Source organism: Enterobacter cloacae complex sp. IR5450 (genome assembly GCF_049238665.1).
Lineage (GTDB): Bacteria > Pseudomonadota > Gammaproteobacteria > Enterobacterales > Enterobacteriaceae > Enterobacter > Enterobacter hormaechei_C.
This window is the reverse complement of the sequence record NZ_JBMKIC010000011.1, coordinates 1-20,740: the sequence shown is the minus strand read 5'-3', so window position 1 is coordinate 20,740 and position 20,740 is coordinate 1. Positions and strand designations below refer to the sequence as shown.

Sequence of the window (20,740 nt, the reverse complement as noted above, 5' to 3'; positions counted from 1 at the left end):
ATCATGGCAATGAGTAACAGTGGACAGAAATTCATCGCACGCAACCGTGCTCCCCGCGTGCAGATCGAATACGACGTAGAGATCTACGGTGCAGAACGCAAAATTCAGCTGCCGTTTGTGATGGGCGTTATGGCCGATCTGGTTGGCAAGCCGGTGGAAAACCTGCCAGCCGTCGACGAGCGTAAATTCCTGGAAATCGACATCGACAACTTCGACGAACGCATGAAGGCGCTGAAGCCGCGCGTGGCGTTCCAGGTGGATAACACCCTGACCGGCGAAGGTAAGCTCAACGTCGATCTGACCTTTGACAGCATGGACGACTTCCTGCCGGACGCGGTGGCCCGTAAAGTAGAGCCGCTGAACAAGCTGCTGGAAGCCCGCACCCAGCTCTCTAACCTGCTGACCTACATGGACGGCAAAAACGGCGCGGAAGAGCTGATTGCAAAAATCCTTCAGGATCCGACGCTGCTCAAATCCCTGAGCCAGATGCCAAAAAATGACGAAAGTGCGAAAGGTAGCGAGGAATAATCGATGAGCAACCAGACTCAACAACACGATCAGCAGGCGGGCCAGGCATTCAGCCAGGACGAGTTCAGCGCGCTGCTGAATAAAGAGTTCCGTCCTAAAACCGATCAGGCGCGCTCTGCCGTAGAAAGCGCGGTTAAAACCCTGGCGCAGCAGGCGCTGGAAAACACCGTGACCTTCTCAAACGATACCTACCGCACCATTCAGAACCTGATTGCCGGTATTGACGAGCAGCTTTCGCAGCAGGTGAACCAGATCATTCACCACGAGGAGTTCCAGAAGCTGGAAAGCGCCTGGCGCGGCCTGAGCTACCTGGTGAACAATACCGAAACCGACGAGATGCTGAAGATCCGCTTTATGAGCATCTCCAAGCAGGAGCTGGGCCGCACCCTGAAGCGCTACAAGGGCGTGGGCTGGGACCAGAGCCCGATCTTCAAGAAAATCTACGAGCAGGAGTACGGCCAGTTCGGTGGCGAGCCGTTTGGCTGCATCGTGGGCGACTACTACTTCGACCACAGCCCGCAGGACGTTGAGCTGCTGGGCGAGATGGCACGCATCGGCTCTGCGGCTCACTGTCCGTTCATCACCGGTACCGCACCGGGCGTGATGCAGATGGAGTCCTGGCAGGAACTGGCTAACCCGCGCGATCTGACCAAAATCTTCCAGAACACCGAATACGCCGCCTGGCGTTCACTGCGTGAATCGGAAGATGCCCGCTATCTGGGCCTGGTGATGCCGCGCTTCCTGTCGCGCCTGCCGTACGGCATTCGCACCAACCCGGTCGACAGCTTTGATTTTGAAGAGCAGACCGACGGCGCGAACCACAACAGCTACTCCTGGGCGAACGCGGCCTATGCGATGGCGGCCAACATCAACCGCTCCTTTAAAGAGTACGGCTGGTGCACCTCGATTCGCGGCGTCGAATCCGGCGGGGCGGTGGAAAACCTGCCGTGCCACACCTTCCCGAGCGATGACGGCGGCGTGGACATGAAGTGCCCGACCGAGATCGCCATCAGCGATCGCCGTGAAGCGGAACTGGCGAAAAACGGCTTTATGCCGCTGGTTCACCGCAAAAACTCCGACTTCGCCGCCTTCATCGGCGCGCAGTCCCTGCAAAAACCGGCCGAGTATCATGACCCGGACGCCACCGCGAACGCGCGCCTGGCCTCCCGTCTGCCTTACCTGTTCGCCTGCTGTCGTTTTGCTCACTACCTGAAGTGCATCGTGCGCGACAAAATCGGCTCCTTCCGCGAGCGCGAAGAGATGGAACGCTGGCTGAACGACTGGGTGATGAACTACGTCGACGGTGACCCGGCGAACTCCTCCCAGGAAACCAAGTCCCGTAAACCGCTGGCGGCGGCGGAAGTGCAGGTGCAGGAAATTGAAGACAACCCTGGCTACTACGCCGCGAAGTTCTTCCTGCGTCCGCACTACCAGCTGGAAGGTCTGACCGTTTCCCTGCGTCTGGTATCTAAACTGCCGTCGCTGAAGACGAAGGACGCGTAAGAGCGTCAGACTGCTGACTACGTGCGTTTTGTGAGTTTCGCCCGGCGGCGCTACGCTTGCACGGGCCTACAATCAAACGTGCAATCAATTGATATCGTTGCTCAATGTAGGCCGGGTAAGCACAGCGCCACCCGGCAAGAAAGACGGCTAAATTGCTAATGCTGTCCTTAACTGGTTCCACAATAAAGCACAGTAATAAAGACTTCACATTCATTCCGTTATTTCGGGGGAATGTAAGACTGTCAAATGACACGGGTCGTTTGATATGAGGCAGAGGTAAAATATGGACGGTTTTATTCAGCCCCATGCTTTCCTGTTTGCCATATAAGGGCTTTTTCGAAAGCAATATTGTTCATCCACGAAGAGTAGATATTATGGCTATTGATATGTTTCTGAAGGTCGAGGGTGTTACGGGCGAATCTAAAGATTCTAACCACACCGGCTGGACTGATATTACCTCCTTCTCCTGGGGCGCGTCCCAGCCAGGTAATATGAGCGTTGGCGGTGGCGGCGGTGCCGGTAAAGTTAACTTTAACGACCTGCACGTTAACGCTCTGATCGACAAATCCACTACAGCAATCCTGAAACACTGCGCAAGCGGTAAACACCTGACCAAAGTTGAACTGTCCGTCTGCAAAGCGGGTGGTCAGCAGGTTGAATACACCCGCATCACCCTGGAAGACGTTCTCGTGACTTCCGTTCAGTACACGGGTGCAGACAACGGCGATACCGTTGGCGTGACCTATGCATTCCAGGCTGCGAAAGTGAAACAGCAGTACTGGGAGCAGACCACTGCCGGTGGTAAAGGTGCTGAAAGCAGCGCTGGCTGGAACATCAAAGAAAACAAAGAAGCGTAACAGGAGTGGGCCCGAAAGGGCTTACTTTATCCTGTACTTTCTAAAAGGGAAAATATTTATGCGTCCTGCTTTTGGTGCCGCCTGGAACAGATTTAGAGAAGTTAATGTCAATGTCGAAACGGTGGGCAAATTATTGGGTGGAAAAGTCCAGCACAATATTGAAGCCGGAATTTTCCAAAATGCATGCCCCATTCGTATGAGCTACGTTTTAAATTATTGTGGCGTTCCAATTCCCTCCAACAGCAGATATGCGACGGTTACGGGGAGTGATAAAAAACGTTACATGTATCGCGTAAAGGATATGATTGCTTTTCTGCCAACTGTACTGGGTAATGCAGATATGACGGTGACGTCTCCAATACCAAGCCAATTTGCAGGTAAACAAGGTATTATTATCTTTAGCGGTCACGGCTGGAGCGATGCCACTGGACATGTCACGCTCTGGAATGGGAATATTTGCTCCGATGATTGCCATTTCTTGGGTTCTCCCGGTAATGGTTCGTTTATTCCTGGCAGCGCTACGCTCTGGAGCCTGAAATGAGACGTTTACTCGCTTTCGTACTCGCGTTAAATACCTCATATACCATCGCCCATACTCTCCCGGACGTTAACACCTTTTCTCAACAACAGATTTTTGAAAACTGGGTGCAGAATCGCTGTATCGGCAAGATTGCGGACAGTGCGACGCTGAAAAATGATGCAAAGGCAAGCGCCGCAGCATGGCTGGAAGTCAGTAACCTGCCTGCCGAGAATTTCGAAAAAGCCGACGAGGTTATTAACTCCTTACTGAAACAAAAGCTAGGTGGTACGGCACCGGCAAACTATGAGGTATTAAAGTGCAGCTTAATATCCCATAGCGATGCGATTCGCCAACTCAATGTCCAAAAATAAACTTTCTGCAAAAGCTACACATTAAAAATACAAGGAGTTTACATGGCAAGTCCGTCAAACGTTGCTCCAGGTTACTGTGTCGTTCAGCAACCCGGCACTCTGGATTTTCAGGCAAGACAGCTATTTGGCACTGCGCGCAATGAAAAATCCGAGTATTTTATGCAATTGAATAAAGACACTGCGTGGCTCAAACCCGGACAAATATTAATTGTTGCTGACCCGCTTGGCGATAATCAAACTCAACAGATCAATAGCTTAGCCATTGCAAAAAAGAAGGTGACCAACGCGCTTGCGACTTTGGATGGAGCCACCGCTGAGTTTTTGAAAAATAATTATGATAATATAAAAGCCATAACAGGCTGGGGCGATACAATCGTCGGGGGCGTGAGCGGTACAGGTGAGTCATATTTTAAGCAAATTGAAAATATTTTAATTAAAGTTGAAGCCACCTATCAAAATCAGTACAGGACACAAGGTGCGCTTTTTGGCCAACAATTTTATGCTGAGCGCAATGCGCTTTTCGCGCAATTGAAACCCTTGTTAAATAAAATAACTAAAAAACAGCTTAAGTTTAAAGATTATGCGGATCTTAAGAGAGCATTAGGACTGTCCACGAAATCAATAGTCCATGAATGGAGTACAGTTGGTATTGGTGCAATCCCTGGCTACTCAACATATATTGACAGAGCAGCCAGAATATCCTCTTACCTGAAAGCAGGTGGATGGGTTGCTTTAGGTTTTTCTTTTATGAATACGTCTAACGAAGTTTATCATGCCTGCACTACTGGAAGAGAACATGAGTGCAGCAGAGTTGCAGTGACAGAATATAGCAAATTTGGAGGCGGTGTCGCTGGTGCTGCATTAGGCTCCTCCCTTGCGGCTCCTGTTTGTCTTGCATTAGGTGTGCCCACAGCGGGGACAGGTACACTCATCTGTGGTTTAGTGGTTGGTGCAGTCGGGGCAGCGGGCGGAACACAAATCGGTGGGTTTGCAGGAGAACAGCTAAACAATTTAATTTTTAGCGGAGAATAAAGTGATTTTTAATAATATTTACTCTGCTGTTATTATCTGTCTCTTTATTGCTTTTATAGGCATAGTTATTTCATTTTATATAGACTATCAGAAAAATTATCGCCAGGTTAATCAAATATATGCGATATTAACAAATCAACAGTTGCTCAAAAAAGAAGATTATCAAACCTGGCAAAATCTTGGGTTCTGGGGATTTGGTTTCCTCACCACAATTTTATCACGGGTCTTACAGGGTAAGCGTGTGAGATTAACTGAGTGTCGTTGGCTTGAGCCACAGTCGTGCAATAAAATTTTTTCTGATTTTGATTTGTCATGGGTTAAGTCGTATAGAAGAAAAATACTTATTGCCACTTTTATATTTTTACTGCTGTTAATTCTTTCGAGCATTAATAGTGTCTAATTTTATGTTGAAAATTTTAACGATGCCTTTCTGAATTAACCCCCAAACCCCGCCGTTTTCACCCCCGAGAGCGGCAGCGTTTGAGCGCTAATCATACCAGCAGGAATACGCCATGCGATTCACGATTATTTCTACGAAACCCGGTCATCAGCCGCCGCAAAGCAGCTGTGATTTTTATGCCCCGGGCGGCACCATTGGGCGCGGTACGGATAACAATCTGGTGCTGCCGGACAATGACCGCACTATCTCGCGTTTGCAGGCCATCGTTCACGTCGACGCCAGTGGCGAATGCCGCGTCACGAACCGCGGCAGCGTTACCCGCGTGGTACTGAATGATATCCCGCTGGAGCGTGGGCGTCAGGTTGAGCTTCAGGACGGGGATATTCTCGGTATTGATGATTATCGCATTGAAGTCAGCGAACTCATTCATGACACCCAGCCCGTAAGCCGCATGGCGGCCAGCATGCAGCAGGCGCGCCCAGCGGCGACACCTGCTCCGGCGCCACAACCGAAACCGGCCAGCGCCGCGCCTCGCGGAAAAGCTGAACCTACGGCCGTGCCGTCGGAAATCTGGGACAGCCTGATGCAGGAGTTTTCCATCTCCGACAGCATCTCCAGCAACCGGGCAAAACCACAGCCCGCGGCATCCCACGATCCGTTCTCTCAGCCTGCGGCCCCGGAGCGGAATGCCGAAGATCCGCTGTCAATGTTTAACGACGCCGAACCGTCGCTTGAACGTAAAAACGTTGACCCGGACACGCTGTTCAGCGATGAAGCGTTGTTTAAAAAAGAGAGCATCTTTGACGATGTCACCCCTTCAACGCTGGTACAGCCGGACGAAAGCAAACCTGCCCAGCCAAAGGAAGAGGCGTCGGACGAACTTGATCCGTTAGCCCTGTTTGGCGGGTCGGCGAGCGCACCTGCCGCGCGTCACGATGACCCCCTCGGCCTGATGGGTGGCGCGCCGTTAACCCATCCGGATGAAATCGTGGCCGATAAGCCGGAGCCAAAGCCTGAACCGCAAGCCGCACAGGAAGAGGATGCGCTGGCCAGCTCACCGCTGTTCGATCCGGAACCGACTGAACCACAGGATGCGCCGCGCGCGGAAGAAGAGCCCGCGCGTCCCGATTACGCTGGCTTCACCATGCCAACGCCGCAGGCCGTGGCGCGCAGCAACGCGCAGGCGCCTAAAGGCCGCCTGCGTATCGACCCGGTTAAAAACGCTGCTTCGCCTGCTGCCTCCGCGCAGACCGGCGAGCGGGGCGAGGTGCTTCAGGGCGAACTGCTGGAGGCGCTGCTGGAGGGCATGGGCCTGAGCGAAATGCAGCCGGTACCGCAATTCGACCGGGAAAATATGCGTCAGCTGGGGCAGATCCTGGGCATGTTCTCGCAGGGGACCGTGGCGCTGCTCTCCTCGCGCTCCATCCTCAAGCGTGGGGTGAAAGCCGATATGACCATGGTGCTCGACGATGCGAACAACCCGTTCAAACTGTTGCCGACCGGGAAAACGGTGCTGATCCAGATGTTCGGCACGCCGATGCCGGGCTTTATGCCGCCGACCAAATCGGTGCGTGATGCGCTAATCGATCTCCAGGCGCACCAGCTGGGGATGATCTCCGGTATCCGCGCCATTATCGCCGCCATGCTGCAATCCTTTAATCCGGAACAGCTGGAAGAGCAGGCGAAGCAGAACGGGATGACGTCACGCCTGGCGCTGCCGGGCAGCCGTAAAGCCGCGCTGTGGGATTATTTCGTTCGCAGCTATGGCGAGACGGCGGGCGAGATCGAGGACGACTTCCATACCCTGTTTGGCGAAGCCTTCCTCCATGCCTATGACATGGAGGTCAATCAGTACAAAGACTCACAAAGCGGATCGGAAGAAAAATGAATATCGCAACGGCTTCTCTCTCCCGCCAGGGGACGCGCGCCAGCAACCAGGATCAGACGGGAGAAACCATCGGGGAACGTTCAGCCTGCTTTGTCGTCTGTGACGGCATCGCGGGCCTGCCGGGCGGCGAGGTGGCAGCTGAGCTGGCCCGCAACAGCATTATTTCCCGCTTTGACGGCGACAAGCACCTGAATGCGCAGCATATTCGTGACTACGTCCAAACGGCGAACCGCACCATCCTCAGCGAACAACAGGCCGTGCAGGACTATCGCCGCATGGGCACCACGCTGGTCAGCCTGTTTATCGACAGGGATTACCGTCTGGCTTACTGGGCGCACGCCGGAGACAGCCGCCTGTACCTGTTTCGCCGCGGCTGGCTGTGGCATGTCACCACCGATCACAGCCTCGTCCAGCAGATGAAAGATGCCGGGCATCAGACCGACGATCTCAACAGCAACCTGCTGTATCTGGCGCTGGGTATTGAGAATGGCGGACCGGAAGCGAGCTACAGCGATGTCGTGCAGGTTGAGGACGGTGATGCCTTCCTGCTCTGCACCGACGGTTTCTGGCACGGCGTCAGCGAAGAGCAGATGAAGCAGTCGCTGCACATGGTCAATACGCCACAGGAGTGGCTGACCTTAATGAACCAAATCATTCAAAAGAATGCCGAACAGGAGGGCAATGCTCAGGATAACTATACCGCCGTGGCGGTGTGGATGGGCAACCCTCAGGACACCACTTTGCTGCATACGCTCTCTGACGCAGCACAATTTCTTCCCTGCGGAACTGATTAGACACACAAGGATTGATATGAAACTTTGGCTATCGGGTTTGGCTCTTCTGACGGTGGCGACCACCGCACAGGCTGAAAACTTCCGCATCGTGCAGTCTCCTGCGCAGAAGCTGGATATCTGGATCGACAACATTAAAGACAATACGCCGCAAAGCTGGTGTAAGGCGGACGTGGCGCTGCGTATCGTGGCGAACGGCAAGAAAGAGGTTTCGGTGCTGGAAAACTTCGTGCCGCGCCTTGGCTCGCTGCTGGAGCACCAGTGCAGCAAGCTGAATACCCTGAACTGGACGCTTAACGATCCGGAAGGCACGACGCTTGCCCGGGGCACAGCGGCTAAAGCGCAGGACTGGGCGCTGGTGGTGAAACAGCAGGAAACGGCGGCGGCAACGACCACCACCTCAGGCGCGCTGCTGCCGCCTGACCAGAATCCGGAGACGCACACCGTGGCGGCAGATCGTACGCCATGGCAGGAGTTCACCCTTCAGGACGGTTGCCACCTGCGCACCTTCTGGGAGGGCGGTTCCTCCGCGCCGGCGCTGTTTATTCCGGATTCCGACACCACCCGCTGCGGCAACGGTAGCTGGCTCAGCGGCCACACCGTGGTGACGCAAAATCGTAACGGGACGCAGAAAGCGATTCCGGTCACCTACATTCACGGCTTCCCGGTGATGGGACTGAACAACGCGGTCGATCCTGAAAAGGCGCTGATCACCTCCGTCAACAAAGAGCGCATGGTCTTCAGCACCCCGAACAGCGACCAGAGCTGGATGATCCTGCCGTACGACAGCACTCTGAACGGCTGGAAGAGCAACGGCACGGTGGCGGTGGAAATCACCCGTGAGATCGCCAGCGACGACGCCAGACTCCAGGCGCGTATCGCAGAGGTGAAGAAGATCTGGAGCGCATGGGTTGCACCGGGCGCGGAGCTGAACGTTGTTCTGATTGACACGCTGCGCCCGCAGTTGCGCGATCCGGCAGTGGGCGCCTGGCGCGCGGCGAATTAAGGAGGGGCTATGAATACGCTTTATCAACGTCTGGCGGGCGAGTCGATTAGCGACGCGCTGCTTCGCCTGGAAGCCGATATCAAAGCCCGTCCGGCGGATGCCGATCTGCGCGCCGCGTTTGTGCAGTTTCTGATCCTCAGCGGCAACTGGGCGCGCGCCCTGACCCAGCTGAAAAGCTGGCTGGCGCTGAAGCCGCAGGCAAAACCGACCGTAACGCTGCTGGAGCAGGCCATTCAGGGTGAACAGCAGCGTGCGCGCGTGTTCGCGGGAGAGGTACGACCGGCAATGCCCGAGGCGCAGTGGCCGTGGCTGACGACGTTAGCCCAGGCGCTGACCGAACGCGCCGGGCAAGCGCAAACGCTGCGCCTGGCGGCACTCGAACAGGCCCCGGCAAGCCGCGGGCAGGTCACGCTGGAGAATGAAGAGAGCCACACCTTTGAATGGCTGATGGACGGCGATGCCCGTCTGGGGCCGGTGTGTGAAACCCTGGTCAATGGCCGCTATTTCTGGGTGCCGTTCTGCGCCATCGATGCGATCCGTTTTCAGGCTCCGGCCAGCGTGACCGATCTGGTGTGGCGTCATGCGCTGGTCCGCCTAACGGACGGCACCGAGCAGGTGTGTCAGATCCCGGCGCGTTATCCGTTTGCTGACGGCGCTTCCGATAGCGTTAGACTGGGGCGCACCACCGAGTGGCTCCCGCTCGACGACGACGGTGTCCTGTATGAAGGCATGGGGCAGAAAGCCTGGCTGAGCGAGCAAAGCGAAAGCCCGCTGCTTACCCTGAGCCTGGTGACATTTACCTCGGATGGTGCGGATGAGTAATACCGCTGGCGAAGGCGATCTGCTGCGCAGCGGCTGGCAGGCCCGCAGCTGGCAGGAGAAAGTGGGGGCGCGGGACAAAATGCAGCCCTCACTGCTGGATCGCCTGACGGATAACGATACGGAAAAAAAACGCGAGTCCGCCAACAGCAATCTGATTACCCACGCCGCGCTGCGTCGTAACGTCCTGCGGGATTTACAGTGGTTGTTTAATACCATCAACCACGATGCCTCCAGCGATCTGAGCGGGCTGACGCAGGTGAGCCGTTCCGTCGTTAACTTCGGCGTCGCGCCGCTGGCGGGGAAAAGAATGTCTGATATCGAATGGCACGACATTCAGCGCAAGCTCACCGAAGCGATTATTAACTTTGAACCGCGGATCCTGCCGCAGGGGCTTCAGGTTCGCTGCGTGTCCGATACCTCCTCGTTAGATCTGCACAACGTTCTGTCTATCGAAATCAAAGGCCGCCTGTGGTGCGTGCCGTATCCGCTGGAGTTTCTCTTTCGCACCGACGTCGATCTGGAAAACGGCCATTTTGAACTGAAAGATGCGGGGTAATGATGGAAAGCAAACTGCTCGAATATTACAACCGTGAACTGGCCTATCTGCGCGAGATGGGCGCGGAGTTTGCCGAACGCTACCCGAAAGTGGCGGGGCGGCTCGGCATGCGCGGCATCGAAGTGGCGGACCCGTACATTGAGCGCCTGATGGAAGGTTTCGCTTTCCTGACCTCCCGCGTGCAGATGAAAATGGACGCCGAATTCCCGCGCTTTTCACAGCGTATGCTGGAGATGATTGCGCCAAATTATCTGGCGCCTACGCCGTCGATGGCGATCGCTGAAATTCAGCCCGACAGCAGCCGGGGCGACCTGAGCAAAGGCTTTATTGTGCCGCGCGGCACCATGATGGACAGCCTGGCGCTGAAAAAAACCGGCGTTACGTGCAGCTATACCACGGCGCACGAGGTGAACCTGCTGCCGTTAAAAATTGAGCGGATCGAGCTGGGCGGCGTTCCCGCCGATCTGCCGCTGGCCCAGCTCGGCCTGAGTCAGCGGGGGATCAGCAGCGCCTTACGGGTCCGCATTGCCTGCGATGGCCCGCAGCATCTCGGGCACCTGAATTTTGACCGCCTGGAGTTCTTCTTAAGCGGCCCGGACATCGAGGCGCTGAAGCTGCTGGAGCTGGTGATGGAGCACCACGCGGGCATCGTCTGCCAGACGGTCAGCAAGCAGCCCCAGCGCCAGCTGCTGTCGTCTGACGCCCTGCGTCAGGAAGGCTTTGATGCGGACCAGGCCCTTCTCCCGGACGATCTGCGTAACTTTGACGGCTATCGCCTGTTGCAGGAGTACTTCGCGTTCCCGGCGCGTTTTCGTTTCATCAGCCTGAGCGGGCTGGGCAAGCTGATCCAGCGCTGCGAAGACGAAAAAGCGTTTGATATCTTCATTCTGCTCGACAAGAGCGACGATCAGCTGGAGCGCGTGGTGGATGCCAGCCACCTGGCGCTGCACTGCACGCCGGTGATCAACCTGTTCCCGAAAGTGGCGGCCCGGCAGAAGCTGAGCGAAAGCCAGCATGAATACCACCTGGTGGTGGATAACATCCGCCCGCTGGATTATGAAATTTATGCCGTGAAAAAAATCTATGCCAGCGCGGATGGTCAGCGGGACGACCAGACGTTTCGTCCGTTCTGGAGTACCTGGAGCGGAGACGCGGGCAACTACGGCGCCTATTTTTCCCTGCGCCGTGAGCAGCGCGTTCTCTCCGAACACGCGCTGCGCTATGGCACCCGCACGGGCTATATCGGCTCGGAGGTCTTCGTCTCGCTGGTGGATGCGCAGCACGCGCCGTGGCAGGAAAACCTGCGCTATATCTCCGCCGAGGTGCTGTGCACCAGCCGTGACCTGCCGCTGATGCTCCAGCAGGAGCTTGGGCAGTTTATTATGGCCGACTCCATGCCGGTGAAGGCGTTAACCCTGCGTAAAGGCCCGACGCCGCCGCGTCCGGCACTGGCCGAAGGGTTCAGCACCTGGCGGCTCATCAGCCAGCTGCAAATGAACTACCTTAGCCTGATGGACAGCGAAAACGAAGAGGGCGCTGCCGCGCTGCGTCAGCTGTTAGGGCTGTACGCCAACCTCGCCGAGACGCCGGTTGCCCGTCAGGTGGATGGCGTTCGTCACTGCGTGCTGGAGCCGGTGCACCGCCGCGTGCCGGAACCCGGCCCGGTGGTGTTCGCCCGCGGGATCGGCATCACCCTGACGGTGGACGAACGTGCCTTTTCCGGCGCCAGCCCGTGGCTTTTCGGCAGCGTGCTGGAACGCCTTTTTGCCCGCCTGGTCTCCATCAACAGCTTTACGGAGTTCACGCTCAAGAGCCAGCAGCGCGGCGAAATCGGCTACTGGGCGCCTCGTATGGGTAAAAGGGCGCTGGTATGAGTGAAGTTGCCCCTGCAACGCTGCGCGTGCATCGCCTGACGCCGCTGCCCGATGCGTTCTGGCGCGGGGTGCGCGAGACGCCGTGGCGCTACGATCTGTTCCAGCTGTTAAGACGCATTGATGCCCAGGGCGGTGAACGTTACCCGCTGGGGCGCGCGCCGCTGCCGAAATTTGAGCCGCTGCGTATTGGTCAGCAGCCTTCAATGGGCTTTGCGCCGTCAACGGTTGCTGAGGTCCGGCAGCGGGAAGAGAACGGACTGCATGAGGTTTCCATTCTGAGCTTCGGCCTGTTTGGTCCTAACGGCCCACTGCCGGTGCACATGACTGAGTATGCCCGCGAGCGTATTCATCATCATCAGGATCACAGCCTCAGCGCGTTTGCCGACCTCTTTCACCACCGCCTGACGCTGCTGTTCTACCGCGCCTGGGCGGACGCGCAGCCTGCCGTTTCACTGGATCGCGACGACAACAGGCGCTTCGAAGGGTATCTGGCATCGCTGATTGGCATGGGGCAGCCTGCCCAGATGTCGAAAGGCAGCCTGAGCGCGCATGCCCGCTTTACTCACGCCGGGCACCTGACCCGCCACGGGCGGGACCCGGAAGGGCTGGAGAAAATCCTGCGCAACTATTTCAACGTGCCGGTCAGGCTGGTGGCCAACGTCCCGCAGTGGATGCCGCTCTCAACGAGGGAGCAGGCACAGCTGGGTGAGGGGCGTCGCCTGCCGCGCATGGGAGAGTCCGCTTTTCTCGGCATTGCGGTACGCGACGTGCAGCATAAATTCCGGCTTGAGATTGGCCCGTTGAGCGCAGACGACTACAACCGTTTTCTGCCGGGCGAAGGATGGGTCACCGAGCTGCGCGACTGGGTGCGACAGTACGCCGGGGTGGAATTTGAATGGGAAACACGGGTGATCCTGCGCGCCGATGCGGTGCAGGGCGCCACGCTCGGTAGCGCCGGGCGATTAGGGTACAACACCTGGCTCGGCCTTCAGCCTCAGCCTGTTCCGCGTGGCGATCTGGTGTATCGCGCAGAGCGATAATCCTTCCGTATACCGAATCATTGTTAATGGAAACTAACATGTCAGAAATTAGCCGTGCCGTGCTTTTCGGCAAACTGGATACGCTGTTATTTACCTCTCTGGAAAGCGCGACTGCCTTCTGTAAGCTGCGCGGCAACCCGTACGTTGAGCTGGTGCACTGGCTGCATCAGCTGATGCAGCAGCAGGATGGCGATCTGCAACAGGTCATCCGTCACTTCGCCCTTGATGAACAGCAGCTGACGCGCGATATCGTGGCGGCGCTGGATGCCCTGCCGCGTGGCGCGAGTTCCGTGTCTGATCTTTCCGAGCATATCGACAGCGCCGTCGAGCGCGCCTGGGTCTACGGCTCGCTGAAGTTTGGCGTCAGCCGCATCCGCGGCGGCCATTTGCTGATCGGCATACTGAAAACGTGGAATCTGGCTAACGTGCTGAAAAGTATTTCGGCGCAGTTCACACGTCTTAACGTTGAGGTGCTGGTCGAGCAGTTCGACGCCATTTGCGCCAGCAGCAAAGAGAGCCAGCAGGCCGCCGCCGCTGCGGACGCGCCTGCCGGGGCAGTACCGGCTGCGCAGGGCACGCTGGCGCAGTATGGTCAGGATCTGACGGCGCACGCCCAGGAAGGCAAGATTGACCCGGTGGTGGGGCGCGATGAAGAGATCCGCCAGATGGTCGATATCCTGATGCGTCGTCGCCAGAACAACCCCTTGCTGACCGGGGAAGCCGGCGTCGGGAAAACCGCAGTGGTGGAAGGGCTGGCGCTGCGTATCGCCGACGGCGACGTGCCGGAGCCGCTGCAAAACGTTCAGCTGTGGCTGCTGGATATCGGCATGCTTCAGGCCGGAGCGGGCATGAAAGGGGAATTTGAGGCGCGCCTCCAGGCGCTGATTAACGAGGTGCAGTCCAGCGCCACGCCAATTATTCTGTTTATCGATGAGATCCACACCCTGATTGGCGCAGGCGGACAGCAGGGCACCGGCGATGCCGCTAACCTGCTCAAGCCAGCCCTGGCGCGCGGGCAACTGCGCACCATCGGCGCGACCACCTGGGCGGAATACAAAAAATACATTGAGAAAGATCCTGCGCTGACCCGCCGCTTCCAGACCGTACAGGTTCACGAGCCGGATGAAGCGAAAGCCGTACTGATGCTGCGTAGCACCGTGTCGCCGCTGGAAACCCATCATCAGGTTTTACTCCTCGACGAAGCGGTCAGCGCGGCGGTGAAACTGTCGCATCGCTATATCCCTGCGCGTCAGCTACCGGATAAAGCGGTGGCGCTGCTGGATACCGCCTGCGCGCGCGTGGCCGTCAGCCAGAGCGCGCCGCCTGCTCAGCTGGAAGACTGTCTGCGTCACCTGGCGGCCCTGGACGTGGAGCTGGAGATTGCTGAACGCGAAGCGCGCGTGGGGGCGGGCGATCCGGCGCGTGTGGCGACCTTAACCGCCGAACGTGACGCATTCGAAACCCAACGCGAAGCTCTGGCCCGTCGCTGGGAAGAAGAGCGCACGCGGGTGCAGGAGATTATCCGTCTGCGTGCCGCGCTGTTTGCGGCGGGAAATGAGGATACGGCTGAACTGCGCGGCCAGCTGGCAGAACAGCAGCAGGCGCTGAAGATCTTACAGGGTGACGAACCGCTGCTGTTTGCCGCGGTGGATGAGAACGTGGTGGCTGCGGTGGTCTCAGACTGGACCGGGATCCCGCTGGGCCGGATGGTGAAAAATGAGATTGACGCGGTTCTGAACCTTGCCGACACGCTGAACCAGCGTGTTATTGGCCAGCGTCACGGTCTGGATCTGATTGCCCGCCGCGTGAAAACCTCGCGGGCGAAGCTTGACGATCCGAACAAACCGGTGGGCGTCTTTATGCTGTGCGGTCCGTCCGGCGTCGGTAAAACCGAAACCGCGCTGGCGCTCGCCGAATCCCTGTACGGCGGCGAGCAGAACGTCATCACCATCAACATGAGCGAGTTCCAGGAAGCGCACACCGTTTCGACGTTAAAAGGTGCGCCTCCGGGCTATGTGGGCTATGGTGAAGGCGGCGTCTTAACCGAGGCCGTGCGCCGCCGTCCCTACAGCGTGGTGCTGCTGGATGAAATTGAAAAAGCGCACCCGGACGTGCACGAGATCTTCTTCCAGGTCTTCGACAAGGGCTGGATGGAGGACGGCGAAGGGCGTCACATTGATTTCCGTAACACCATTATTATTCTGACCTCTAACGTCGGCACCGACCTGATCGCAGCCATGTGCGCCGACCCGGAACTGATGCCGGAGCCTGACGCGTTAAGCGGCGCCCTGCGCCAGCCGCTGCTGGAGGTGTTCCCGCCTGCGCTGCTGGGCCGCCTGCTGGTGGTGCCGTATTACCCGCTGAGCGACGAGATGCTGGGGCAGATTGTGCGTCTTCAGCTCAGGCGCATTCAGCGTCGTCTGGAAGAGAATCACAACATTATTTCTGAATTTGACGACAGCGTGGTCGAACAGATTGTTCAGCGCTGTACCGAGGTTGAGTCGGGCGGGCGTATGGTGGATGCGATTCTGACCAATACGTTGCTGCCTCAGATGAGCCAGATTTTACTTACCGCCAGCCGCAGCGACCAGCAGTACCGACGTCTGCATGTCACCTGCGAGCAGGGCGAGTTCCACTGTCAGTTTGCCGCGTAATAATCATCAAGAGAACTGTAAAAGATGACGGATAATGATAACAATCGGACTGTCCCAAACGCGCTCCCGGTCGGGTACCGTTTCAATGAGTTTGAGATAAAAGAGGTGATTGGCGGCGGCGGATTCGGCATCGTCTATCGCGCCTGGGATCACCAGCTCGAACGCACTATCGCTATCAAAGAATTTATGCCTTCCTCCCTCGCCGTGCGCGGCGAGGATATGACGCTGGTGCTGCGCAGCGAGCGCTTCGGCAAAGCGTTTTCTGCCGGTCTGAACAGCTTCATCCAGGAAGCCCGCCTGCTGGCGCGCTTTAACCACCCGAACCTGCTGCACGTACTGCGTTTCTGGGTGCAAAACGACACGGCCTATATGGGGACGCTGTTTTACAGCGGTACCACGCTGTCGCGTCTGCGCGAAGAGAAACCGGAGCTGATTAACGAGGCGTGGATCCGCCGCATGCTGCCAATGCTCTTCGGCGCCATCAAAACGATCCACGACGAGGGTTATCTACACCGCGACATCTCGCTGGATAACATTCAGATTCAGGATAACGGCCTGCCGGTGCTGCTCGATTTCGGATCGGCGCGCCGCACCATCGGTAATCTCTCGGATGAGACGGAAACCATGCTGCGTCCGGGCTTCGCGCCTATCGAGCAGTATACCGACGACAATGAAAGCGAGCAGGGGCCGTGGACGGATATCTACGCGCTCGGCGCCGTATTGCGCACCCTCATCGTGGGCTCTCCGCCACCGGTCAGCGTGGTGCGCTCGATTCAGGACACCTGCAAACCGCTGGTGGAGCTGATGCCGCAGGGCTATTCCATTCCGCTGCTTCAGGCCATCGACAAGGCGCTGGCGCTGCATATGGAAGACCGTCCGCAATCCATTGAGGAGTTCGCGGCGCTGATCGAGATGCCCGTCGCCGGTATCGACGAGGTGCTGACCGCGAAGAAGACCGGCACGATGCTGGTGCCGGTGGAAGAGGAGGCATCTGCTTCCGCGCTGGACTGGCGACGTTACAAGCTTCCGGGGCTGGTGGCCGCGGGCGTGCTGGTTGGGGTGGTTGCCGGTGCGATGCTGTTCGGCGGCGGCAGTCAGGAAACGCCAGAGCAGACGGCGCAAACCCCTGCCGTGAGCCCTCCGGCTGAGACCTCATCCCAATCGGAAACCAGACCGGCAACGGCAGACGTGAGCGAGCCGGTAGCGCCACCTGCTACGGCGCAGCAGAGTGCGCCGCCTGTCGACGCCAGCCCGGTCGCGCTGGTCTACATCCGCATGCTTGATGGCGAGACGCTGAAGGTGAACGGCGAGTCTAAAGCGCTGCGTCCGGGGAATAACGGTTACGCATCGCTGAAATTGCCTGCGGGCGAGACCCGCATTGAACTGGAAGGCAATGGAAGAACGCGTACCCAGACGCTGGATATTGCGAAGCCAGGCACCTGGCTGGTGAATCCGTAAGCCTGCGGGTAACAGGACGGAGCGAATGTATAACATCAAGTTTGTCTATCTGTTCCACGAGAACGTCTCGCCAGCGCTGTTTGCGAAAATAATCCGCCCGTCCGTTGCCGGACAGTGGATTATGTCGGTTCCCGACCATTCGCTGCGCTCACTCTTCACGCGCTACGATCTGCTGCGCACGATCACCGGTGCGAATCCTTATCAGTCCGGGCGCGATACCCGTACGCTGATCGCGCAGGATTTAGAGATGGGCAGAGTGGTTGCCATTGACGAAAGTTTTCGTGACTGGTCATCAGTAACGGAAATTTTTTATATCAACGCCAAAGGGCAACTCCAGGCTGCCTCGCTGGTCGGCCTGGGCTGGTATCCGGTGAGTACAATTGTTGACCGCTACGAAACTATGGTGAGAACGTACGGATCTCGCCCTGCGCCAACGGTTCTGCCAAAACAGGTGGTGAAATCTAAAACGGCACAGGTGCCGGATGAACCTACTCCGGGCAAGGACGGTAAAACCTATGCCGGGCAGCTTCAGAAGATGACCAAAGCAGAACGCTGGCAGGCGCGTAAAGATCTGATCGCGAAGGGGAGCAATAGCCTTTATCCGGATGCCCAGATCGCCGCGAAACGTCTGGCGGCGAATAATATCGCGGTGGAAAAAGCGAAGCTTGCGGAAAATATTTATAAGACCGTGAACCCGCTGGAAACCACACCGGGCGTGCCGGAGGGATGGACGGATATCAGTAATGACGATGCGCTGTTAGGAAAGTTCGGGCTGAACAAATCCATGCTCTTTGACGATGATACGTCCCCCAATTTTCTGGCGCGCGTCTATCAACCGAAGCCGGAAGTGTTTGGTGCAGATATGAACCCCACGCTGGTATTCAGGGGATCGCGCGAGCCTGGCTTCGCCTCTCTGTCTGAGAATGTCTCCTCTCTACTGACCAAAGGGGAACTGGCGCCGGTGGTAAACGGGGCTGACTGGTCGAACAACTTCTCACAGGGCATGGGTATGGCTTCAGATTATTATAAAAAGGCCGTGAGTATCGGTAAGGAGCTGGCAAGGTCAGGCCAGAATATTGATATTGCCGGTCATTCCCTTGGCGGTGGTCTCGCCTCTGCAACCTCTATGGGCAGCGGGAAAGCGGGGTGGACGTTTAACGCCGCCGGCCTCAATGCCGGAACCGTAGAAAAATACGGCGGTAAGATATTAGGCAGTACGGATAATATCCAGGCGTATCGGGTTGAAGGTGAACTGCTGACGAAGATTCAGGAAGTTAACCCCTGGGAAGATCTGAAAACGATGAAAGGGCATGTCCCTTCGTGGATCCTCAAAGAGGAAATCTCTGCGCTGAGCCCTAATGCTGCCGGAATACCCCATGACCTTCCCGGTGGAACCGGAAGTGCGCTGGACCGCCACGGGATTAATCAGGCGATTGATTGCATAGAGCAACAGAAGGATGAGGATATTTCGATAATCGGGAGTCGATTGTGAAAAAAGGGTTGATGGCTTTTGTCGCGTTATGTTTTTTATTCATGATTCAGGGGTGTAAGCAGGATATGGACCTTAATCCACAGGACTACTTCAGCGGTCAGCAGCTTGAACTGGCGAAAGCGATTGAAGAAGGCGATGTCGACGCGGTGAAGACGCTTGCACCAGACAGCGATCTTAATAAACCGGGAAAGCAGGATATGACCCTGCTTTTTTGGGCCATCGGCAACGCGATTAATGATAAAAAGACATCGCCCCATTTAAAGGTGATTACGTTGCTTGTTAAGGCTGGCGCAGATCCGCTCCAGCCTCGACCGCAGGGAAAAAGCAGTCCTGCCGAATTTGCCCTAAAGGGAGACAGTGCGGACTGGATCGACGCGATGCTGGACGGTGGCCTCTCACCCAACGTGAAAGATAAGGTTTTCCACGAACCCATCATCTTCCAGTCGCTAAAAGCGAAAAATACAGAGACGCTGGAAGCCATGCTCGATCGCGGTGCTGACGTCAACTCAACCAACTCACTGGGTAAAACGCTGGTGTTTGATGCGCTGGATAACCAGGCTTACGATCATGTCTTGTTGCTGCTCGATCGTGGAGCGGATCCGTCAATTAAGGCCAAAAATGGCTGGTCGATGAGCAATGCGCTCGCGGACGCGCTTAATGGACTCGAGCGAGGCAGTGAGCAATACGAGAAATTAAACGAAATAAAAGAGAAGCTCATCCAGAAGGGGGGCGAATGGCCACCCGCGCCGGTTGAGTGATTGCTCAACTGTCATGAACGCCAGAGATAAGGTTTTCGTTTTCTGGGGATGCATGGATGCCCTGGCCGTTGTCTTCTATTGTGCCCAGTCCGTGCGGCATGACAAGATCCCTTTTATTTCTGATATACACGCCTTCAGTACGGTTGTGAACACGCTGTCTGCTGGTGGGTATAGCGCTCTGGTTATTCTTTTCTTTATTCTCGATTTCTTGTTGTTGCTCTCTTTTATTGCCTCAGCATGGTGCTTCTTCGCCCGGAATTTATACGCGAGCAGACTGGCACTCTACCAGGAAATACTGCGTCTGGTTGGGTTTCGCTACTCAGTTTCCCTTTTTCCCCTGGTGTTAAGTTTCACGGGCGTGATGAATGTCTGGCTAAATGGATTTTTATTCATTTTGTCAGAGTTTCTGAAAATCTATTCCCTGTGGATTTATAAATATGAAGGGGAAAGGCCCCCGGTTAAAGAGTAAGACGGCCAATAACCAGAACATTCACGTTTAAAAAGCCTTGCGTTAAAAATATTCTCAGCATAAACCATTACGGAATAAAGATTATGCTCAACCGAATTACCGTCCAGCTCCCGGTTGAGGGGCTGCTCTTCTGGAAACTCTCCGGCCGCGAGGCGATGTCCGAGTCGTTCGCGCTGACGCTGACCGTGCTCGGCACAGACGCGCGCATCGACCGCAGCAGGCTGCTCGGTCAGCCGGTCACGGTGACCATCCCCACGCAGAGCCTGCTTACTCCCCGCTTTATCAACGGCAAGGTGACGCGCGTGGCGGTGAGCGCCGTTGAGCTGACGGGCACCCGCTACGCGGTGTACCAGCTGACGGTGGAGCCGGACCTGTGGCCAATGAAGCGCGACCGCAACCTGCGTATCTTCCAGGGCCAGACGGTACCGCAGATTGTCAAAACCCTGCTGGGTGAGCATCAGGTTAACCTCGAAGACAAACTCACCGGCAGCTACCGGGTGTGGGACTACTGCGTGCAGTATCAGGAGTCGAGCCTGGACTTCATCAGCCGCCTGATGGAGCTGGAGGGGATTGCGTACTACTTCCGCCATGAGGCGGACAAGCACACCCTGGTGCTCACCGACGCCGCCACCCAGCACCAGCCGTTCAGCGGCTATGAGGTCATTCCTTACCATCAGACGCCGTCCGGCGGCAGTACGGACGAAGAGGGTATCAGCCAGTG

General features: G+C 56.8%; 20 protein-coding genes. All 20 read left to right on the top strand.

What is annotated here, in order from left to right:
* Nucleotides 1–3: 3 nt before the first annotated feature.
* Nucleotides 4–528 (top strand): type VI secretion system contractile sheath small subunit, encoded by a 525-nt coding sequence (tssB, locus tag ACOTYB_RS10875; RefSeq protein ID WP_022648413.1) that lies wholly within the window; start codon nucleotides 4–6, stop codon nucleotides 526–528.
* Nucleotides 529–531: 3 nt separating this feature from the next.
* Entirely contained in the window at nucleotides 532–2,031 is a 1,500-nt protein-coding gene (tssC, locus tag ACOTYB_RS10870; protein WP_006810956.1) for a type VI secretion system contractile sheath large subunit, read from the top strand.
* 374 nt (nucleotides 2,032–2,405) lie between these two features.
* Nucleotides 2,406–2,888 carry an Hcp family type VI secretion system effector gene (locus ACOTYB_RS10865; RefSeq protein ID WP_014884229.1) on the top strand — a complete coding sequence of 161 codons (483 nt, stop codon included), beginning with the start codon at nucleotides 2,406–2,408 and terminating at the stop codon, nucleotides 2,886–2,888.
* A 58-nt stretch (nucleotides 2,889–2,946) separates the two neighbouring features.
* Complete coding sequence (locus ACOTYB_RS10860) at nucleotides 2,947–3,429, top strand: type VI secretion system amidase effector protein Tae4 (protein WP_047054901.1); 483 nt, start codon at nucleotides 2,947–2,949, stop codon at nucleotides 3,427–3,429.
* A complete protein-coding gene (locus tag ACOTYB_RS10855; protein ID WP_032658941.1) occupies nucleotides 3,426–3,779 on the top strand; it encodes a T6SS amidase immunity protein Tai4 family protein in 354 nt (117 codons plus the stop codon). The genes ACOTYB_RS10860 and ACOTYB_RS10855 overlap by 4 nt, the downstream gene beginning before the upstream one ends.
* 42 nt (nucleotides 3,780–3,821) lie before the next feature.
* On the top strand, nucleotides 3,822–4,811 hold the full coding sequence (locus ACOTYB_RS10850) for a hypothetical protein (protein ID WP_409248892.1): 990 nt from the start codon (nucleotides 3,822–3,824) through the stop codon (nucleotides 4,809–4,811).
* 1 nt (nucleotide 4,812) lies between these two features.
* Nucleotides 4,813–5,211, top strand: coding sequence for a hypothetical protein (locus tag ACOTYB_RS10845; protein ID WP_421765809.1), 399 nt, complete (start codon nucleotides 4,813–4,815; stop codon nucleotides 5,209–5,211).
* Between the two features lie 112 nt (nucleotides 5,212–5,323).
* On the top strand, nucleotides 5,324–7,099 hold the full coding sequence (gene tagH, locus ACOTYB_RS10840) for a type VI secretion system-associated FHA domain protein TagH (RefSeq protein ID WP_022651410.1): 1,776 nt from the start codon (nucleotides 5,324–5,326) through the stop codon (nucleotides 7,097–7,099).
* A complete protein-coding gene (locus tag ACOTYB_RS10835; RefSeq protein WP_003859969.1) occupies nucleotides 7,096–7,893 on the top strand; it encodes a PP2C family protein-serine/threonine phosphatase in 798 nt (265 codons plus the stop codon). Before tagH ends, ACOTYB_RS10835 begins: the two co-directional genes overlap by 4 nt.
* A 16-nt stretch (nucleotides 7,894–7,909) precedes the next feature.
* On the top strand, nucleotides 7,910–8,896 hold the full coding sequence (locus tag ACOTYB_RS10830) for a hypothetical protein (protein ID WP_022651409.1): 987 nt from the start codon (nucleotides 7,910–7,912) through the stop codon (nucleotides 8,894–8,896).
* Nucleotides 8,897–8,905: 9 nt separating this feature from the next.
* The gene (locus tag ACOTYB_RS10825; protein WP_220153131.1) at nucleotides 8,906–9,718 is read left to right on the top strand and encodes a type VI secretion system accessory protein TagJ; all 813 of its coding nucleotides are present in this window, start codon (nucleotides 8,906–8,908) and stop codon (nucleotides 9,716–9,718) included.
* A complete protein-coding gene (tssE, locus tag ACOTYB_RS10820; protein WP_220153130.1) occupies nucleotides 9,711–10,274 on the top strand; it encodes a type VI secretion system baseplate subunit TssE in 564 nt (187 codons plus the stop codon). Before ACOTYB_RS10825 ends, tssE begins: the two co-directional genes overlap by 8 nt.
* A gap of 2 nt (nucleotides 10,275–10,276) precedes the next feature.
* The gene (gene tssF / locus ACOTYB_RS10815) at nucleotides 10,277–12,148 is read left to right on the top strand and encodes a type VI secretion system baseplate subunit TssF (RefSeq protein WP_045332153.1); all 1,872 of its coding nucleotides are present in this window, start codon (nucleotides 10,277–10,279) and stop codon (nucleotides 12,146–12,148) included.
* The gene (gene tssG / locus ACOTYB_RS10810; protein ID WP_022651406.1) at nucleotides 12,145–13,188 is read left to right on the top strand and encodes a type VI secretion system baseplate subunit TssG; all 1,044 of its coding nucleotides are present in this window, start codon (nucleotides 12,145–12,147) and stop codon (nucleotides 13,186–13,188) included. The genes tssF and tssG overlap by 4 nt, the downstream gene beginning before the upstream one ends.
* Before the next feature lie 38 nt (nucleotides 13,189–13,226).
* Nucleotides 13,227–15,842, top strand: coding sequence for a type VI secretion system ATPase TssH (gene tssH, locus ACOTYB_RS10805; RefSeq protein WP_421765808.1), 2,616 nt, complete (start codon nucleotides 13,227–13,229; stop codon nucleotides 15,840–15,842).
* Nucleotides 15,843–15,866: 24 nt separating this feature from the next.
* Nucleotides 15,867–17,300: a serine/threonine protein kinase gene (locus ACOTYB_RS10800; protein ID WP_022651404.1), complete on the top strand. Its 1,434-nt coding sequence runs from the start codon at nucleotides 15,867–15,869 to the stop codon at nucleotides 17,298–17,300.
* Nucleotides 17,301–17,325: 25 nt separating this feature from the next.
* Nucleotides 17,326–18,792 (top strand): hypothetical protein, encoded by a 1,467-nt coding sequence (locus ACOTYB_RS10795; RefSeq protein ID WP_003859977.1) that lies wholly within the window; start codon nucleotides 17,326–17,328, stop codon nucleotides 18,790–18,792.
* Between the two features lie 11 nt (nucleotides 18,793–18,803).
* Nucleotides 18,804–19,550: an ankyrin repeat domain-containing protein gene (locus ACOTYB_RS10790; RefSeq protein ID WP_185807295.1), complete on the top strand. Its 747-nt coding sequence runs from the start codon at nucleotides 18,804–18,806 to the stop codon at nucleotides 19,548–19,550.
* Between the two features lie 52 nt (nucleotides 19,551–19,602).
* Nucleotides 19,603–20,019: a hypothetical protein gene (locus ACOTYB_RS10785; RefSeq protein ID WP_224743066.1), complete on the top strand. Its 417-nt coding sequence runs from the start codon at nucleotides 19,603–19,605 to the stop codon at nucleotides 20,017–20,019.
* An 83-nt stretch (nucleotides 20,020–20,102) separates the two neighbouring features.
* A partial coding sequence (locus ACOTYB_RS10780; RefSeq protein ID WP_421765807.1) for a type VI secretion system Vgr family protein occupies nucleotides 20,103–20,740 on the top strand: 638 nt, incomplete at its 3' end.

Bases quoted from the DNA above. Each gene is read 5' to 3' on its own strand.
- tssB (WP_022648413.1), top strand. From the start codon at position 4: ATGGCAATGAGTAACAGTGGACAGAAATTCATCGCACGCAACCGTGCT.
- tssC (WP_006810956.1), top strand. From the start codon at position 532: ATGAGCAACCAGACTCAACAACACGATCAGCAGGCGGGCCAGGCATTC.
- ACOTYB_RS10865 (WP_014884229.1), top strand. From the start codon at position 2,406: ATGGCTATTGATATGTTTCTGAAGGTCGAGGGTGTTACGGGCGAATCT.
- ACOTYB_RS10860 (WP_047054901.1), top strand. From the start codon at position 2,947: ATGCGTCCTGCTTTTGGTGCCGCCTGGAACAGATTTAGAGAAGTTAAT.
- ACOTYB_RS10855 (WP_032658941.1), top strand. From the start codon at position 3,426: ATGAGACGTTTACTCGCTTTCGTACTCGCGTTAAATACCTCATATACC.
- ACOTYB_RS10850 (WP_409248892.1), top strand. From the start codon at position 3,822: ATGGCAAGTCCGTCAAACGTTGCTCCAGGTTACTGTGTCGTTCAGCAA.
- tagH (WP_022651410.1), top strand. From the start codon at position 5,324: ATGCGATTCACGATTATTTCTACGAAACCCGGTCATCAGCCGCCGCAA.
- ACOTYB_RS10835 (WP_003859969.1), top strand. From the start codon at position 7,096: ATGAATATCGCAACGGCTTCTCTCTCCCGCCAGGGGACGCGCGCCAGC.
- ACOTYB_RS10830 (WP_022651409.1), top strand. From the start codon at position 7,910: ATGAAACTTTGGCTATCGGGTTTGGCTCTTCTGACGGTGGCGACCACC.
- ACOTYB_RS10825 (WP_220153131.1), top strand. From the start codon at position 8,906: ATGAATACGCTTTATCAACGTCTGGCGGGCGAGTCGATTAGCGACGCG.
- tssE (WP_220153130.1), top strand. From the start codon at position 9,711: ATGAGTAATACCGCTGGCGAAGGCGATCTGCTGCGCAGCGGCTGGCAG.
- tssF (WP_045332153.1), top strand. From the start codon at position 10,277: ATGGAAAGCAAACTGCTCGAATATTACAACCGTGAACTGGCCTATCTG.
- tssG (WP_022651406.1), top strand. From the start codon at position 12,145: ATGAGTGAAGTTGCCCCTGCAACGCTGCGCGTGCATCGCCTGACGCCG.
- tssH (WP_421765808.1), top strand. From the start codon at position 13,227: ATGTCAGAAATTAGCCGTGCCGTGCTTTTCGGCAAACTGGATACGCTG.
- ACOTYB_RS10800 (WP_022651404.1), top strand. From the start codon at position 15,867: ATGACGGATAATGATAACAATCGGACTGTCCCAAACGCGCTCCCGGTC.
- ACOTYB_RS10795 (WP_003859977.1), top strand. From the start codon at position 17,326: ATGTATAACATCAAGTTTGTCTATCTGTTCCACGAGAACGTCTCGCCA.
- ACOTYB_RS10790 (WP_185807295.1), top strand. From the start codon at position 18,804: ATGGCTTTTGTCGCGTTATGTTTTTTATTCATGATTCAGGGGTGTAAG.
- ACOTYB_RS10785 (WP_224743066.1), top strand. From the start codon at position 19,603: ATGGATGCCCTGGCCGTTGTCTTCTATTGTGCCCAGTCCGTGCGGCAT.